At 72.1% G+C, this 14,608-nt stretch carries 10 protein-coding genes; 8 read left to right on the top strand and 2 right to left on the bottom strand.

The features are described from left to right. The first annotated feature begins 67 nt into the window (after positions 1 to 67). From IR158_RS05975 to IR158_RS05965, 3 genes are all read left to right on the top strand, one after another. Positions 68 to 1,981, top strand: a complete 1,914-nt coding sequence (locus tag IR158_RS05975; RefSeq protein WP_291810718.1) for an ATP-binding protein — start codon at positions 68 to 70, stop codon at positions 1,979 to 1,981. A 114-nt stretch (positions 1,982 to 2,095) separates the two neighbouring features. Then, positions 2,096 to 5,158 (top strand): DUF4157 domain-containing protein, encoded by a 3,063-nt coding sequence (locus IR158_RS05970; RefSeq protein WP_291810714.1) that lies wholly within the window; start codon positions 2,096 to 2,098, stop codon positions 5,156 to 5,158. After that, positions 5,155 to 5,685 (top strand): hypothetical protein, encoded by a 531-nt coding sequence (locus tag IR158_RS05965; protein WP_291810712.1) that lies wholly within the window; start codon positions 5,155 to 5,157, stop codon positions 5,683 to 5,685. The genes IR158_RS05970 and IR158_RS05965 overlap by 4 nt, the downstream gene beginning before the upstream one ends. 13 nt (positions 5,686 to 5,698) lie before the next feature. Here the strand turns inward: IR158_RS05965 and IR158_RS05960 are convergent, their stop codons facing one another. After that, positions 5,699 to 6,088, bottom strand: a complete 390-nt coding sequence (locus IR158_RS05960; RefSeq protein ID WP_291810710.1) for a DUF4280 domain-containing protein — start codon at positions 6,086 to 6,088, stop codon at positions 5,699 to 5,701. 3 nt (positions 6,089 to 6,091) lie between these two features. After that, positions 6,092 to 6,559, bottom strand: coding sequence for a septum formation family protein (locus tag IR158_RS05955; RefSeq protein WP_291810708.1), 468 nt, complete (start codon positions 6,557 to 6,559; stop codon positions 6,092 to 6,094). A 264-nt stretch (positions 6,560 to 6,823) separates the two neighbouring features. Between IR158_RS05955 and IR158_RS05950 the strand changes: the two genes are divergently transcribed. The 5 genes from IR158_RS05950 (at position 6,824) to IR158_RS05930 (ending at position 14,552) form a co-directional block, all read left to right on the top strand. Then, positions 6,824 to 9,403, top strand: coding sequence for an ATP-dependent Clp protease ATP-binding subunit (locus IR158_RS05950; RefSeq protein ID WP_291810705.1), 2,580 nt, complete (start codon positions 6,824 to 6,826; stop codon positions 9,401 to 9,403). A gap of 262 nt (positions 9,404 to 9,665) precedes the next feature. Further along, on the top strand, positions 9,666 to 10,958 hold the full coding sequence (locus IR158_RS05945; RefSeq protein WP_291810702.1) for an extracellular solute-binding protein: 1,293 nt from the start codon (positions 9,666 to 9,668) through the stop codon (positions 10,956 to 10,958). 383 nt (positions 10,959 to 11,341) lie between these two features. Next, entirely contained in the window at positions 11,342 to 12,637 is a 1,296-nt protein-coding gene (locus IR158_RS05940) for an extracellular solute-binding protein (protein ID WP_291810699.1), read from the top strand. An 8-nt stretch (positions 12,638 to 12,645) separates the two neighbouring features. After that, positions 12,646 to 13,665, top strand: coding sequence for a carbohydrate ABC transporter permease (locus tag IR158_RS05935; RefSeq protein ID WP_291810696.1), 1,020 nt, complete (start codon positions 12,646 to 12,648; stop codon positions 13,663 to 13,665). Beyond that, complete coding sequence (locus IR158_RS05930; RefSeq protein WP_291810693.1) at positions 13,665 to 14,552, top strand: carbohydrate ABC transporter permease; 888 nt, start codon at positions 13,665 to 13,667, stop codon at positions 14,550 to 14,552. Before IR158_RS05935 ends, IR158_RS05930 begins: the two co-directional genes overlap by 1 nt. Positions 14,553 to 14,608 lie beyond the last annotated feature (56 nt).

Here is a 14,608-nt window from a genome sequence, read left to right as displayed (position 1 = left end):
TGCCGACGTGCGCGCGGACCGACCGCGTGCGGGCCGGGCACGTCCTCGGCGGAGGTGGGGGAGTGCGGTGAGTGGCACGTCGTCGACGACGCGGGCGTTCGAGGCAGCGGTCGGACGACGCGGTGCGGCGTGGGCCGACGCACCGGCGGCCCGCGCCGCGCTCGACGCGCTGACGAGCGACGCACCGGGCCTCGACGCCCTCGGACCGGCCCTCGACGACCTCGCCGACGCGTGCGCCCTGGCCCCGGCGGACCGGCAGGTCGTCGCGGTCGCGCTGCTCGCCGAGACGCACCCCGTCGCGCACCTGCTGTGCGGGCTGCTCGCCGGTGACGGCGCCGCGGGCCTGCCGACGCTCGCGCTCGCGCTGGAGCTGGCCGGTGCGTCGGTCGTCGACCCTGCCGCGCACGCACGTCTGGCGCCCGGCGGTCCTCTGCGGCGGGCCGGTCTGCTGCGGCTGGTGGCCGGGGCGACGTTCGCGACCACGCGCGTCGGGCTGCGTCCCCGGGTCGTCGCGCACCTGCTGGGACGCGCGGACGCCGCCGCCGAGGTCCGCCCGCTGCTGGCCGAGGCCGTGCCCGCCGACGTCGCCGGGTACGCGGACGTCGCGGCGGCGCTCGCGGCCGACGAGCCGCTGGTGTGGGTGCACGCGCCCGTCGGCGCGGCGGGCACGGGGCTGGCGGTGGCCGCGTGCCGCGAGCTCGACGTCGCGTGCGTCGTCGTCGACCTGACGCGCCTGCCCGTCCCCGCCGGGGCCGAGGGTCCGGACGTCGCGACGCTGCACGAGGCCGTGCGGGCGGCGCAGCTCGAGGCGGTGCTGGGCCGCAGCGTCCTGGTCCTCGCCGGGGCGCACCTCGCCGGCCCGGACCTCGTGCGGCTCGTCGCCGACGGCGCCGTGCCCGTGGTGGCCGTGGGGGCCACCGTGTGGGACCCCCGCTGGGCGCCGTCGCTGCCCCCGACCGTCACCGCCGGGCGCCTGACCCTCGCGCAGCGCGCCGAGCGGTGGGCCGTCATGACCGGCCCGGACGTCGCGACCCCCGACGTCGTGTCGCTGCGCATGACCCCCGAGGAGATCGTGAAGGTCGGCCGACGGGCGCGCGCCGACGCCGCACGCGAGGAGCGCGGCGTCGACGTCGACGACGTGCGCCGCACCGCCCGCCGCCTCGGCGGGGTCGCCGGCTCGCGCGTGCGGACGCAGGGCACGGCCGCGACGCTCGACGACCTCGTGCTGCCCGACCACACGCGCCTCGAGGTCGAGCGGCTCGTGGCGTGGGCGCGGCACCGCGACGACGTCCTCGCGCTGGGCGACCTGCACGGCAAGGGCGGCAAGGGCACCGGCATCAGCGCCCTGTTCTCCGGCAGCCCCGGCACCGGCAAGACGCTGGCCGCGCACGTCGTGGCCGACACGCTCGGCATGGACCTGTTCCAGGTGGACCTGTCGGCGGTCGTCGACAAGTACATCGGGGAGACGGAGAAGAACCTCGAGCGCGTGTTCGGGCAGGCCGAGTCGCTCAACGCCGTGCTGTTCTTCGACGAGGCGGACGCGCTGTTCGGCTCGCGGTCCGCCGTCACCGACGCCAAGGACCGGTACGCCAACCAGGAGGTCGCGTACCTGCTGCAGCGCATGGAGGCCGCCGAGGGCCTGACGATCCTGGCGACGAACCTGCGCGGCAACCTCGACCCGGCCTTCGCCCGGCGCCTGCACTTCATGGTGCACTTCCCCGACCCCGACGTACCGACGCGCCGGGCCCTGTGGTCGCACCACCTCGCGCAGCTGCCCGGCACGGACCCCGAGGACCCGGTCGACCTGGACCTCCTGGCCGAGAGCGTCGAGGTGTGCGGCGGTGACATCCGCAACGTCGTGCTCGCGGCGACGTACGACGCCGTCGCCGCACGCGCGCCCCTGGGCATGCGGCACGTGCGCGCCGCGACGCTGCGCGAGGTCGCCAAGCTGGGACGGCGGCTGACCGACCCGCGGTGGTGACCTGCGCACCAACATGCGTAGTGCTTACCGATGTGCGCGGGTGCGGCCCGACGTGAGGCTGGGCGCGGGCACCTGAGTGCCCACCCCGTCCGCGCACCGTCACCGGAGGCCCCGATGAGCTCACACCACGCGCGCGTCCCCGTGCCGACAGCGGCCGCGCCGGCCGCGGCCGGCCCGCAGACCGCCGCACCGGCCGCGCCCGAGGTGCTGCGTCCCGCGGCCGCCACGCTGACCGTCGGTGCCGCCGACGACCACGCGGAGCACGCCGCCGACGCCCTGGCCGACGCCGCGCTGGCGCGCCTGGACGGCGCCGACCCGCACCGGCACACGCCCGGCTGCGGGCACCTGCGCCGCTCGTTCGACGGCGCCGCGGGCGTCGTGGGCGCCGACGGCGGGGCCCTGGACGCCGACGTGACCTCGAAGGTCGAGGCCGCCCGCTCCGGCGGCACCGGGCTGCCCGGGCCCGTGCGGCGCCGCATGGAGCAGGCGTTCGGCACCGACCTGGGGCACGTGCGCGTGCACACCGGACCCGAGGCCGGGAGGCTGTCGCGCGCGATGTCCGCCGAGGCGTTCACGACGGGCGACGACATCTTCTTCGGCCAGGGCCGCTACGCGCCGGCGGACCCCGTGGGCGAGAAGGTCCTCGCGCACGAGATCGCGCACGTCGTGCAGGAGACCGGGTCGCGGGCCGTGCGCCGGTTCTCCAACCCGTTCAAGAAGCTCTTCGGCAAGGACTCGTCCGCACCGGCGGCCCCCTCCGCCAAGGAGGTCAAGAAGCAGAAGGTCAAGGAGAGCAAGGCCGCCGAGCCGGCCGAGCTGGCGGCGCTCGCGGCGGACCGCGCCAAGGGCGAGCAGGGCCGGGCGAACCTGTCGAGCATGGTCCACGACGACGACGGCATCACGTCGGTCACGGCCGGTGAGCGCATGGACGTCCTGTGGGCCCGGTTCGACAAGGCCCTGGCGTACGAGACGCGCACGTACAAGAAGCTGCTCGCCGCCGGCGCGACGCCTGAGGACGCCGCGCAGGAGGCGTACGACACCACGTGGCACGGCAAGTTCGTGTCGCTGGAGTCCGTGCGGCCGCCGCGTGAGACTGCGGCCGAGCGGCTCATGCTCCAGGTGCGCTCCGCGCGGCAGGTCGAGGGGCGGCACGCCGAGGCGATGGAGGCCGAGGAGGAGGAGCTGGCCGAGTCGCGGGTCATGCCCCGGGACCTCGAGGAGGTCTACGACCGCATGGTCACCGCGATGCGCGCGCTCACGCAGGCGGAGCCGGACCTGCACCCGGAGCTCGCGCGGGACAGGGCGGCCAAGCAGGTCCGCGGCTCGCTCGCGCCCAAGGTCGCGGGCCGGCTGCCGGTCCGCAGCTCGGTCGTCGACCGTGAGGCGTGGGCGTTGGCGGAGCAGCGGGCTCCGATCCTCGAGGCGCGCCGTGAGCGTCAGGCGCAGGGCGTGGCCGCCAACCTCGCGGCGCTGGACCGGCTCGACGCGGGGGCGGGGACGGCCGAGTCGCTGGGCGGCTCGGCCCTCGGCGGCATCTCGTCCGCCGGCGGTGCGATCGCCGACCGGTACACCCCGGAGCTCAAGGGCTCGCCGGGCGGCTCCGACCTGTCGGTCCCCGAGGCCCTCGACGGCGGCGCCGTCGACGCGATCTCGCGCGCCAAGTGGCGCAAGGCGAACGGCGTGAAGTCCGACGACGCGTACGAGGACCTCGCCGACGACCCGCTGAAGACCGCCGGCGGCCAGGCCAAGGAGGGGATCTCGACCGTCACCGGGATCCTCGGTGGCCTGCTCACCGCGGTGCGCGAGGCGTTCGCGACGGCCCGCTCGGTGCGCGACGCCTGGCGCGAGAAGGACCCGTACGCCGCGATGAGCGCCACGAAGTCGGGCGCCTCGGCCGTGAACGGCCTGGTGTCGGCGGCGAAGTCGACCGCGAACCTCGCCAAGCTCATCGACTCCGGCGTCGCCGGCGGTGTCGCCAAGGTGGTCCCCGGCCTCGACATCGCGGCGTCCGCGCTGGCGATGGTCAAGGCGGTGACGGACGTCGCCGTCGCCGGCATGCGCCAGCACGAGACCGACACCGCGATGTTCGAGGCGCGCGCCAACCGCACGGGCAAGAACGCGAACGTCATGGTGTGGCCGCTGATGAACGTGTCGCGCAGCCACACCAAGAACCTCGAGAGCACGACGTGGGCGCTGGGCTCCTCGGTGGTCGACCTGGGGCTGTCCATCGGGCAGGTCGCGTCCGGCGGCGGGTTCGGCATCCCCGCCGCGATCAAGGGCGTGAAGTCCGTGGTCGACAACGTGCACTCGCTCGGTCACTTCATCGCCGACGAGGTGTTCGTCGTGCAGGCGCAGACGGCCGAGCGCGAGTCCGCCGTGCAGCACCTCGAGGGTGGTGCCGAGCACGAGCTGCGCCGCCACCCCAAGGCCGCGGTCGACGGCATCGTCCTGCGCGCCGCCGCGGGCGACCCGACCGCCGAGGCGTTCCTCGCCAACTACCGCGTGCACGGGCGCCCGGTCGGCCGGCCGCTGCTGGACCGCATCAAGCCGCGTGCGGTGGTGGCGCACGACCCGCGCCGGCAGCGCTCGGCGCCGACCGACCTGTCGGGGGCCGAGAACGAGCAGCTGACGACGGACGACGGCGCGCTCGCGCTGATCCGCGAGGCGGTGCTCGAGTCCATGGGCGTCGGTGCCGACCCGCAGACCGTGTTCGAGCGCACGCGCGCGGCGTTCGAGGACGCGGTCGGTGCGGCCGGTGGGACCGCGGGCGGCCTGATGGACCGCTGGCGGCGCTCGGGGAAGCTCGCCGGGGACCGCAACACCGTCCAGGCGGGAGGTGAGGCCAACGGCGGCAAGGCCCGCGACGACCGGGGCCTGTTCTGGCGCGTGCGCCAGACGCTCAAGGGCGAGGAGCACCTGGCCCGCAAGGAGCGGATGACCACCGTGCTGACGACTCAGGGGACCGGTGCGGCCGCGGCCGGGCTGGTCGTCGGTGCCCACACGCTCGCGACCGACGCGACGCCGCCGCAGTTCGCGGCGTTCATCGACCAGGTGTCCGTCGCGGACATCGAGGCCGAGCTGGCGGCGCGGCCGCAGCGCAACTCCCCGGAGATGGTCGACCTGCTGCTGGAGCTGCTGCAGCGCAAGCTCGCCGAGGCCGCGGCGGCGACGCCGTGAGGCCGCTGCTCGCCGCGGTCGCCGCGGCGCTCACCCCCGCCCGGCCGCTGCGCGTGGACGACGAGGCCGGCACCCTGGACCTCGCGTCGCAGCTGCCCGGGGGCGAGCCCGTCCTCGTGCTCGTGCGCGAGGACGCCGGCACGATCACCTGCTACGGCCGCGTGCCGGTCGACGTGCCGCCGGAGCGGGCGGCCGACGTCACGCTGCTGGCGGCGTCCCTGACGACCGACCTGTTCACGACGTGCGTCGAGGCCGGGTCGCCGGCCGGGACGGTCCTGGTGCGTGGGGCCCTCGCGCTGGGCCCGCTCGTGCCCGTGCCGGACGGTCGGCCCGTGCTGCACCCCGACGTGCTCGGGGCGCTGCTGCTGGCGGTGGTCGAGGACGTCGAGTCGACCGTCGAGCGCGTGCTCGATGCGGTCGAGGACGTCGTCGCAGGCACCCGGACGCCGTCGGAGGCCGCGCACGACGTCCGCACCGCGGACCTCGACGCGCTGGTCCTGCAGGTCGAGGCGCTCGAGGGCGACTGACCGGCGCGACGTGTCAGGCGACGGTCGTGCGGACCGGGCCCGGCACGACGACCTGCACGACACCGCCGAACGCGCACATGCACACGGCGCCCTGCGCGAGGACCGGGCGCCCGCCCACGACCGTGCGGGGCGCCGTCGGCGTCCACGTGCCCGTGGTCGCCGGCACGCACGGCATGGGCGTCAGCACCCCCAGGGCGGCGGCCGTGGCGGCGGCGACCTGCGGGTTCGCCAAGGACGTGCACATCGCGAACGTCGCGACGTTCACCAGCGGGGCCGCGTCCGTGACGGTCGCGACGGGACGGCCCTCGACGAGCACGCGCGGCGTGGGCAGCGCGACCAGCGTGGCCGGCGCGGTGCCGAACGAGCAGGACACCGTCGCGGACGCCGTCACGGGCACCGGCACGCCTCAGCGCTCCGAGCCGGCGACGGACGCCGTCAGCGTCTCGCCCGTCGTCGTGGCGAGGCACGTCACGGTGGTGTCGCCCTCCGACCAGCCGCGCGTCGACGGCAGCAGGTACGTGAAGAACAGGTCCGAGTCGCGGTAGTCGACGCCGACGTAGTCCGCGAACCGCTCGGCGCACGCGCCGTCGGCGAAGGCGGTCAGCGCGTCGGCGCCCGGGTAGGCCTCGGGCCCGTCCAGGGCGTCCGGGACCAGGGCGTACACCTCCATCTGGTGGGCGGTGTCGCACGCGACGGTCGTGACGTCGGTCAGCTCGGCCTGCACCTCGTCGGGCGTGACCACGCAGTCGCCGACGGACAGCTCCAGCACCTGCGTGCTGTCCGTCCCGTCGTCACCGAACCAGGCGCAGCCGGTCAGCAGCGTCAGCACGCCCGCCACGACCGCAGCGCCGTGCGCACCCGCCCGCCTGTCCACGCCCACCTCCGTGCTCGTCGCCGCGCCCGTGCGCGGCCCCTGCAGGCTAGGCGGCGCGGGGCCCGGTGCCTTCGGTAGTTGCTGCGCAAGTGCGGCGTGCACCCCGGGCGTCCGCGCGCACGGGCGACGTGCGCTCCGCCTGCGGCGAACACGGGACGTGGCGGAGGTACCCCGCCGTTAGCATCGAAACACGCCGCTCTGTCGGCTCCGCGCGGACCCCTGCCGCGTGGCGCAGCCGGGGCACGCCGCTCGTGAGGAGTGCACATGTTCGAGAGATTCACGGACCGAGCCCGTCGCGTGGTCGTCCTCGCCCAGGAAGAGGCGCGGATGCTCAACCACAACTACATCGGCACCGAGCACATCCTCCTGGGTCTGATCCACGAGGGTGAGGGTGTCGCGGCCAAGGCCCTGGAGTCGCTCGGCATCTCCCTGGAGGCGGTGCGCGCCCAGGTCCAGGAGATCATCGGCGAGGGCCAGCAGGCGCCGTCGGGCCACATCCCGTTCACGCCGCGCGCCAAGAAGGTCCTCGAGCTGTCGCTGCGCGAGGCGCTGCAGCTCGGCCACAACTACATCGGTACCGAGCACATCCTGCTGGGCCTGATCCGTGAGGGCGAGGGCGTCGCCGCCCAGGTCCTCAACAAGCTCGGCGCCGACCTCAACCGCGTGCGCCAGCAGGTCATCCAGCTCGTCTCCGGCTACCAGGGCAAGGAGCCCGTGGCGTCGGGCGGCCCCGCCGAGGGCCAGCCGTCGGGGTCGGCCGTGCTCGACCAGTTCGGCCGCAACCTCACGCAGGCGGCCCGCGACGGCAAGCTCGACCCGGTCATCGGGCGCGAGAAGGAGATCGAGCGGGTCATGCAGGTGCTGTCCCGCCGCACCAAGAACAACCCGGTCCTCATCGGGGAGCCCGGCGTCGGCAAGACGGCCGTCGTCGAGGGCCTCGCGCAGGACATCGTGCGCGGCGACGTGCCCGAGACGCTCAAGGACAAGCAGCTCTACACGCTGGACCTCGGCGCGCTCGTGGCCGGCTCCCGGTACCGCGGTGACTTCGAGGAGCGCCTGAAGAAGGTCCTCAAGGAGATCCGCACGCGCGGCGACATCATCCTGTTCATCGACGAGATCCACACCCTCGTCGGGGCGGGCGCCGCGGAGGGCGCGATCGACGCGGCCAGCATCCTCAAGCCGATGCTGGCGCGCGGCGAGCTGCAGACCATCGGCGCGACCACGCTCGACGAGTACCGCAAGTACGTCGAGAAGGACCCGGCCCTGGAGCGCCGCTTCCAGCCGATCCAGGTGGCGGAGCCGAACCTGCAGCACGCGATCGAGATCCTCAAGGGCCTGCGCGACCGGTACGAGGCGCACCACCGTGTGTCCATCACGGACGCCGCGCTCGTGGCGGCCGCGACGCTGGCCGACCGGTACGTCAACGACCGCTACCTGCCGGACAAGGCGATCGACCTGGTCGACGAGGCCGGCGCACGCCTGCGCATCCGTCGCATGACGGCTCCGCCGGAGCTGCGCGAGCTCGACGAGCAGATCGCCGAGACGCGTCGCGACAAGGAGTCCGCGATCGACGAGCAGGACTTCGAGAAGGCGGCGCGCCTGCGGGACGAGGAGAAGCAGCTCGGCCTCAAGCGCATCGAGAAGGAGAAGGCCTGGAAGAACGGCGACATGGACGCCGTCGCCGAGGTCGACGAGGAGCTCATCGCCGAGGTGCTGGCGAACGCCACGGGCATCCCGGTGTTCAAGCTCACCGAGGAGGAGTCCAGCCGGCTCCTGCACATGGAGGACAACCTGCACAAGCGGGTCGTCGGCCAGAACGCGGCGATCAAGGCGCTCTCGCAGGCCATCCGCCGCACGCGTGCGGGGCTCAAGGACCCGAAGCGCCCCGGTGGGTCGTTCATCTTCGCCGGCCCCACGGGCGTCGGGAAGACCGAGCTCGCCAAGGCGCTGGCCGAGTTCCTCTTCGGGGACGAGGACGCGCTGATCCAGCTCGACATGTCGGAGTTCTCGGAGAAGCACACCGTCTCGCGGCTGTTCGGCTCGCCCCCCGGCTACGTCGGGTACGACGAGGGCGGCCAGCTCACCGAGAAGGTGCGCCGCAAGCCGTTCTCGGTGGTGCTGTTCGACGAGGTCGAGAAGGCCCACGCGGACATCTTCAACTCGCTGCTGCAGATCCTCGAGGACGGTCGCCTGACCGACTCGCAGGGCCGCGTCATCGACTTCAAGAACACCGTGATCATCATGACCACGAACCTCGGCACGCGGGACATCGCCAAGGGCGTCATGACCGGGTTCCAGGCCGGTGGCGAGCTCGCGACGGACTACGAGCGCATGAAGGCCAAGGTCAACGACGAGCTCAAGCAGCACTTCCGGCCGGAGTTCCTCAACCGCGTCGACGACGTGGTGGTGTTCCCGCAGCTGTCGCAGACCGAGATCTTCCAGATCGTCGACCTGATGATCGCGAAGCTCGACGCGCGTCTGCGCGACAAGGACATGAGCATCGAGATCACGCCGGCGGCCAAGAAGCTGCTGTCGGAGAAGGGCTACGACCCGGTGCTCGGTGCCCGGCCGCTGCGTCGCGCGATCCAGCGGGACATCGAGGACGCGCTGTCCGAGAAGATCCTGTTCGGTGAGCTCAAGGCCGGTCAGACGGTCATCGTCGACGCGCAGGGCGAGGGTCTGCTCGGGGAGTTCATCTTCCAGGGCGTCCCGCGCACGGCCGCGTCGCGCGAGCCGGTGGCCGTGGGTGCGCCCGTCGGGACCGCCGGGTCCGGCACGGACGTCCCGGCCGCGCCGACCAACGCCGGTCGCGGCGACGGCGGCACGGGTCTGGCTCCCGCCTGATCCTGCACCTCCGACGACAGGCCCCGGTCCCCTGAGGGACCGGGGCCTTTGTCGTGCTCGGGCGCTTGGGAAAGGTTTGACGTTATATCGGGTGAATGCGAGAGTCGGTCCCGGCCGCCGATGACAACGGTGCGTCCGGCCGGCGTCCGACGGGGTGACGCCGCACGTCCTCCGCGGGCGCGAGCCGCTGGACGCACCTGACGGCGGGGGGCACCCAGGCGCCGTCTGGGGATCAGCTGGCTCGACGAAGAGGACAGATCTGATGAGGACCAAGAGAACGCTGGCGGCGTCGACCGCCGTGGTCATGGGGGCGCTGGCGCTGGCGGCCTGTGGGAGCTCGGGCGACTCGGGCGGGAGCGGGAGCGACGGCTCGGTCGAGATGATCTTCTGGCACAACTCGACGACCGACGACGGCAAGGCCTACCAGCAGGAGATGGCGGACGCCTTCGAGGCCGAGAACCCGGGCGTCGAGATCACGCTCCAGGTGGTCCAGAACGAGGACATGGACGGCAAGCTGCAGACCGCCCTGAACTCGGGTGACGCCCCGGACATCTTCATGGCGCGTGGCGGCGGCAAGCTCGCGGACATCGCGGAGGCCGGCCAGGTCATGGACCTGACCGACCTGGTCGACGACGCCACGCGTGACGCGCTCGGCACGACGATCGAGGCCTTCACGATCGACGGCAAGGTCTACGGGATGCCGACCGCGGTGCTGCCCGGCGGCATCTTCTACAGCAAGGACCTGTTCGCCGAGGCGGGGATCGAGACGCCGCCGACGACCATGGCCGAGCTCGAGGACGCGGTCGCCAAGCTCCAGGCCGCCGGCGTCGCGCCGATCGCCCTGGGCGCCAAGGACGCGTGGCCGGCGGCCCACTGGTACTACTTCTTCGCGCTGCGCGCGTGCTCGCAGGAGACGATCGAGGCGGCGGCCACCGACCGCAGCTTCGACGACCCGTGCTGGACGCAGGCCGGGGAGGAGTACGCGGAGTTCGCGGGGCTCGAGCCCTTCAACGAGGGCTTCCTGTCGACGACCGCGCAGCAGGGCGCCGGGTCGTCGGCCGGGCTCGTCGCGAACCACCAGGCGGCCATGGAGCTCATGGGCGCCTGGAACCCGGGCGTCATCGGCGGTCTGACCCCTGACGGTGAGCCGCTGGCCGACCTGGGCTGGTTCCCGTTCCCCGAGGTGGAGGGCGGCCAGGGTGACCCGACCGCCATGATGGGCGGCATCGACGGTCTGAGCTGCCACGTCGACGCACCGAAGGAGTGCCCCGAGTTCCTCAACTTCCTCCTGGAGAAGGAGAACCAGGAGGGCTTCGCCGAGGCGTTCGTGTCGATCCCGGCGAGCAAGGAGGCGCTCGGTGCCGTCACGGACCCCGCCCTGCAGGAGATCCTCGCGGCGTACGAGGACTCCGCGTACGTGTCGGTCTGGCTGGACACGCTGTTCGGCCAGAACGTCGGCAACGCGCTGAACACGGCGGTCGTCGAGATGCTCGCAGGTCAGGGCGACGCGGAGAGCATCGTGGCCACGGTGAACGCCGCCGCGGCCAAGGAGTAGCGGGTCGGCAGGGTGCCCCGGCGGGCGTGCTCGCACGCGGCCAGGGGCACCCTGCGGGCCCCCTCGGGCGGTGCCGTGGATGGACCCCGGACTGTCCGCGATGCACAACCTCGGAGGCTGCGAGCAGGGTGGTTTGGACCAGTGTTCCCCGACTTGTCCGACGGGTTTCGATAACGTTATCGACACGCGTTTGACGTTACAATCGAGCGCCTGCGACAGTCGGAACGGGCCACCTTGCATGACGGGGGGAGTGCTGACAAGCGTCCGAAGGAGTGACGCCGTACGTCTGGTGACGGCGGGATGCAGCGCAGCAGTCCCCGGTGGCTCCGCGGGCGTCTAGCGACGCCCGGGCCCCGTGAGGCTCAACGAAGAGGACACGACCGATGAGGGTAAAGAAGACCATCGCGGCATCCACCGTGGTGCTGATGGGCGCGCTGGCGCTCGCCGCGTGCGGCGGCTCCGACAGCGGCAGCGGCAGCGACAGCGCCGACGGCGCTGTCGAGCTGACGTTCTGGCACAACTCGACGACCGGTGACGGCAAGGCGTACTGGGAGAAGACGGTCGCCGCGTTCGAGGACGCCAACCCCAACGTCACGATCAAGATCCAGTCCGTCCAGAACGAGGACATGGACGGCAAGCTCCAGACCGCCCTGAACTCGGGCGACGCGCCCGACATCTTCATGGCGCGTGGCGGCGGCAAGCTGGCCGACATCGTCGAGGCCGGCCAGGCGATGGACCTGACCGACCTGGTCTCCGACGAGGTGCGCGAGGTCGCGGGCGGCACGCTCGACGCCTTCGCCGTGGACGGCAAGATCTACGGCATGCCCACCGCCGTGCTCCCCGGTGGCATCTGGTACAGCAAGGACCTGTTCGCGCAGGCCGGCATCACCGAGACGCCGACGACGATGGCCGAGCTTGAGGACGCCGTCGCCAAGCTCAAGGCCGCGGGCGTCCAGCCCATCGCCCTGGGTGCGAAGGACGCGTGGCCCGCTGCGCACTGGTACTACTTCTTCGCGCTGCGCGCCTGCTCGCAGGAGTCCATCAACGACTCGGCCGCCGAGATGAACTTCGACGACCCGTGCTGGCTCGAGGCGGGCCAGGCGTACGCCGACTTCGCCAAGATCGAGCCCTTCAACAACGGGTTCCTCACCACGACGGCGCAGCAGGGTGCCGGCTCCTCGGCCGGTCTGCTGGCCAACCACGAGGCCGCGATGGAGCTCATGGGTGCATGGAACCCGGGTGTCATCGCCGGTCTGACGCCCGACGCCAAGCCGCTGGCCGACCTCGGCTGGTTCCCGTTCCCGGCGATCGACGGTGGCGAGGGTGACCCGACGGCCATGATGGGTGGCGTCGACGGCTACGCCTGCCACGCGGACGCTCCCAAGGAGTGCGCCGACTTCCTGAACTTCTACATGGGTCAGGAGCACCAGGAGGGCTACGCCGAGGCGTTCGTGACGATCCCCGCGTCCAAGGACGCACAGGCCGCCGTCACCGACCCCGCCCTGCAGGACGTGCTCACGTCCTACAACGAGGCCGCCTACGTGAGCGTGTGGCTCGACACGGTCCTCGGCCAGAACGTCGGCAACGCGCTCAACGCCGGAGTGGTCGAGATGCTCGCCGGCAGCGGTGACGCGGACAGCATCGTCGCCACCGTCAAGGCCGCGGCAGCCAAGGAGTAACGAGTTCCATGAGCGACTCCCAGGGCGAGAACTCGCTCGCCACGACGCCGTCGCCCGCGGGACGCTCGGCGGCCGGGGACGGTGCCCTCACGGCACCGTCCCCGGTCCGCCGCCGGACCCGGCGGACCGACTGGCGCAAGCACGCCGAGATCGCGCTCCTCGCAGGTCCGGCGATCATCGTGTTCGTCGCCTTCGTGATCTTCCCCGTGGTCATGGCGGCGTACTACGGCTTCTTCAAGTGGAAGGGCTACGGCGTCCCCACTGACTTCATCGGCCTCGAGAACTACGTCACGATCCTCCAGGACACGACGTTCCACGAGGCGCTGATGCACAACGGCTTCATCGTCGTGATGTCGCTGGTCATGCAGGGCCCCGCAGCCGTCATCCTGGCGCTGCTGCTCAACCGCAAGATCCGCGGCCGCTCGCTCATCCGCGTGCTGATCTTCGTGCCGTACGTCGTCGCCGAGGTCATCGTCGGCACCGGCTGGAGCCTCATGCTCCAGACCACGGGTGCGGTCAACGGCTTCCTGGAGAAGATCGGGCTCGAGGGCTGGGCGGTCGACTGGCTGTCCGACCCGGACGTCGCGATCTGGTCGCTGATGCTGATCATCACGTGGAAGTACGTCGGGTTCGCCGTCATCCTCTTCCTCGCGGGTCTGCAGTCGATCCCGGAGGAGCTGCACGAGGCCGCCGCGATCGACGGCGCGTCGTACTGGCAGACCCAGCGGCGCATCACGCTGCCGCTGCTCGGCCCGACGCTGCGGATCTGGGCGTTCCTGTCGATCATCGGCTCGCTGCAGCTGTTCGACCTCGTCTACATCATCTGGGGTCAGTACGTGTCCGCCACGGCCGGCACCTCGACGATGGCCACCTACATGGTCCTCAACGGGCGCAACGCCGGGAACTACGGCTTCGGTAACGCGGTCGCCGTCGTGCTCTTCATCATCTCGCTGGTCATCGCGCTGACCTACCAGCGCTTCGTGCTTCGCCGCGACACCGAGGGCGCGCTGACGGAAGGGAAGAAGTGATGTCCGCGATCGCCGTCCAGGCAAACCCGGCACCCGCTCCGGCACCCGCGCGCAAGCGCCGCGGCAAGAAGCTCGAGCGCGTCAACCCGCTGGTCTACGTCGTGGCGTGGCTGCTCGTGGGGGTGTGCATCGGCCCGGTGCTGTTCATCATCTTCGGGGGCCTGCGCACCAACTCGCAGATCACCGCGGACCCGTCGGGCTTCCCGACCACGTGGGAGTGGGGCAACTACTCCTCGGTGCTCAACAGCTCGCTGTTCTGGCAGCAGGCCGGGAACTCCGCGATCAGCGCCATCGCGACGACCATCGGCGTGGTGATCCTCGGGGTCATGGCGAGCTTCGTGCTCGCGCGGTACGACTTCAAGGCGCAGCCCGCGATGTACTCGCTGTTCGCGGCAGGTCTGATGTTCCCGATGACGGTGGCGATCACGCCGCTGTACATCCTCATCAAGAACCTGGGCCTCATGAACTCGCTCGCGGGGATCATCCTCCCGCAGATCGCGTTCGCGCTGCCGACGACGATCATCATCCTGGTGCCGTTCCTGCGGGCGATCCCCAAGGAGCTGGAGGAGGCCGCGGCCATCGACGGCGCGAGCCGTCTCGGGTTCTTCTTCCGCATGGTCGTGCCGCTGTCGATCCCGGGCGTCGTGACCGTCGGCATCCTCGCCTTCGTGGCCGCCTGGAACAGCTACATGCTGCCGCTGTTCATCCTCAACGACGAGGCGATGTACACCCTCCCGCTGGGTGTGCAGTCGTTCGCCTCGCAGTACTCGGTCGACACGGCCCGGGTGCTGGCGTTCACGTCGCTGTCGATGATCCCGGCGCTGATCTTCTTCTCGCTGTTCGAGCGGCGCATCGTCGGTGGCCTCACCGGCGCAGTCAAGGGCTGACACAACCCTTCGCACGCCCTCGCGCGCGGCCGTCCGGGCACGTCCCGGGCGGCCGC

The organism is Cellulomonas sp., assembly GCF_015234515.1.
Classification (GTDB): Bacteria; Actinomycetota; Actinomycetes; order Actinomycetales; family Cellulomonadaceae; genus Cellulomonas.
This window is presented reverse-complemented; position numbering and strand designations above follow the sequence as displayed.

What these genes read in the sequence shown, in the direction of transcription:
- IR158_RS05950 (WP_291810705.1), top strand. Translation starts at nt 6,824, where the DNA reads ATGTTCGAGAGATTCACGGACCGAGCCCGTCGCGTGGTCGTCCTCGCC.
- IR158_RS05945 (WP_291810702.1), top strand. Translation starts at nt 9,666, where the DNA reads ATGAGGACCAAGAGAACGCTGGCGGCGTCGACCGCCGTGGTCATGGGG.
- IR158_RS05970 (WP_291810714.1), top strand. Translation starts at nt 2,096, where the DNA reads ATGAGCTCACACCACGCGCGCGTCCCCGTGCCGACAGCGGCCGCGCCG.
- IR158_RS05935 (WP_291810696.1), top strand. Translation starts at nt 12,646, where the DNA reads ATGAGCGACTCCCAGGGCGAGAACTCGCTCGCCACGACGCCGTCGCCC.
- IR158_RS05940 (WP_291810699.1), top strand. Translation starts at nt 11,342, where the DNA reads ATGAGGGTAAAGAAGACCATCGCGGCATCCACCGTGGTGCTGATGGGC.
- IR158_RS05930 (WP_291810693.1), top strand. Translation starts at nt 13,665, where the DNA reads ATGTCCGCGATCGCCGTCCAGGCAAACCCGGCACCCGCTCCGGCACCC.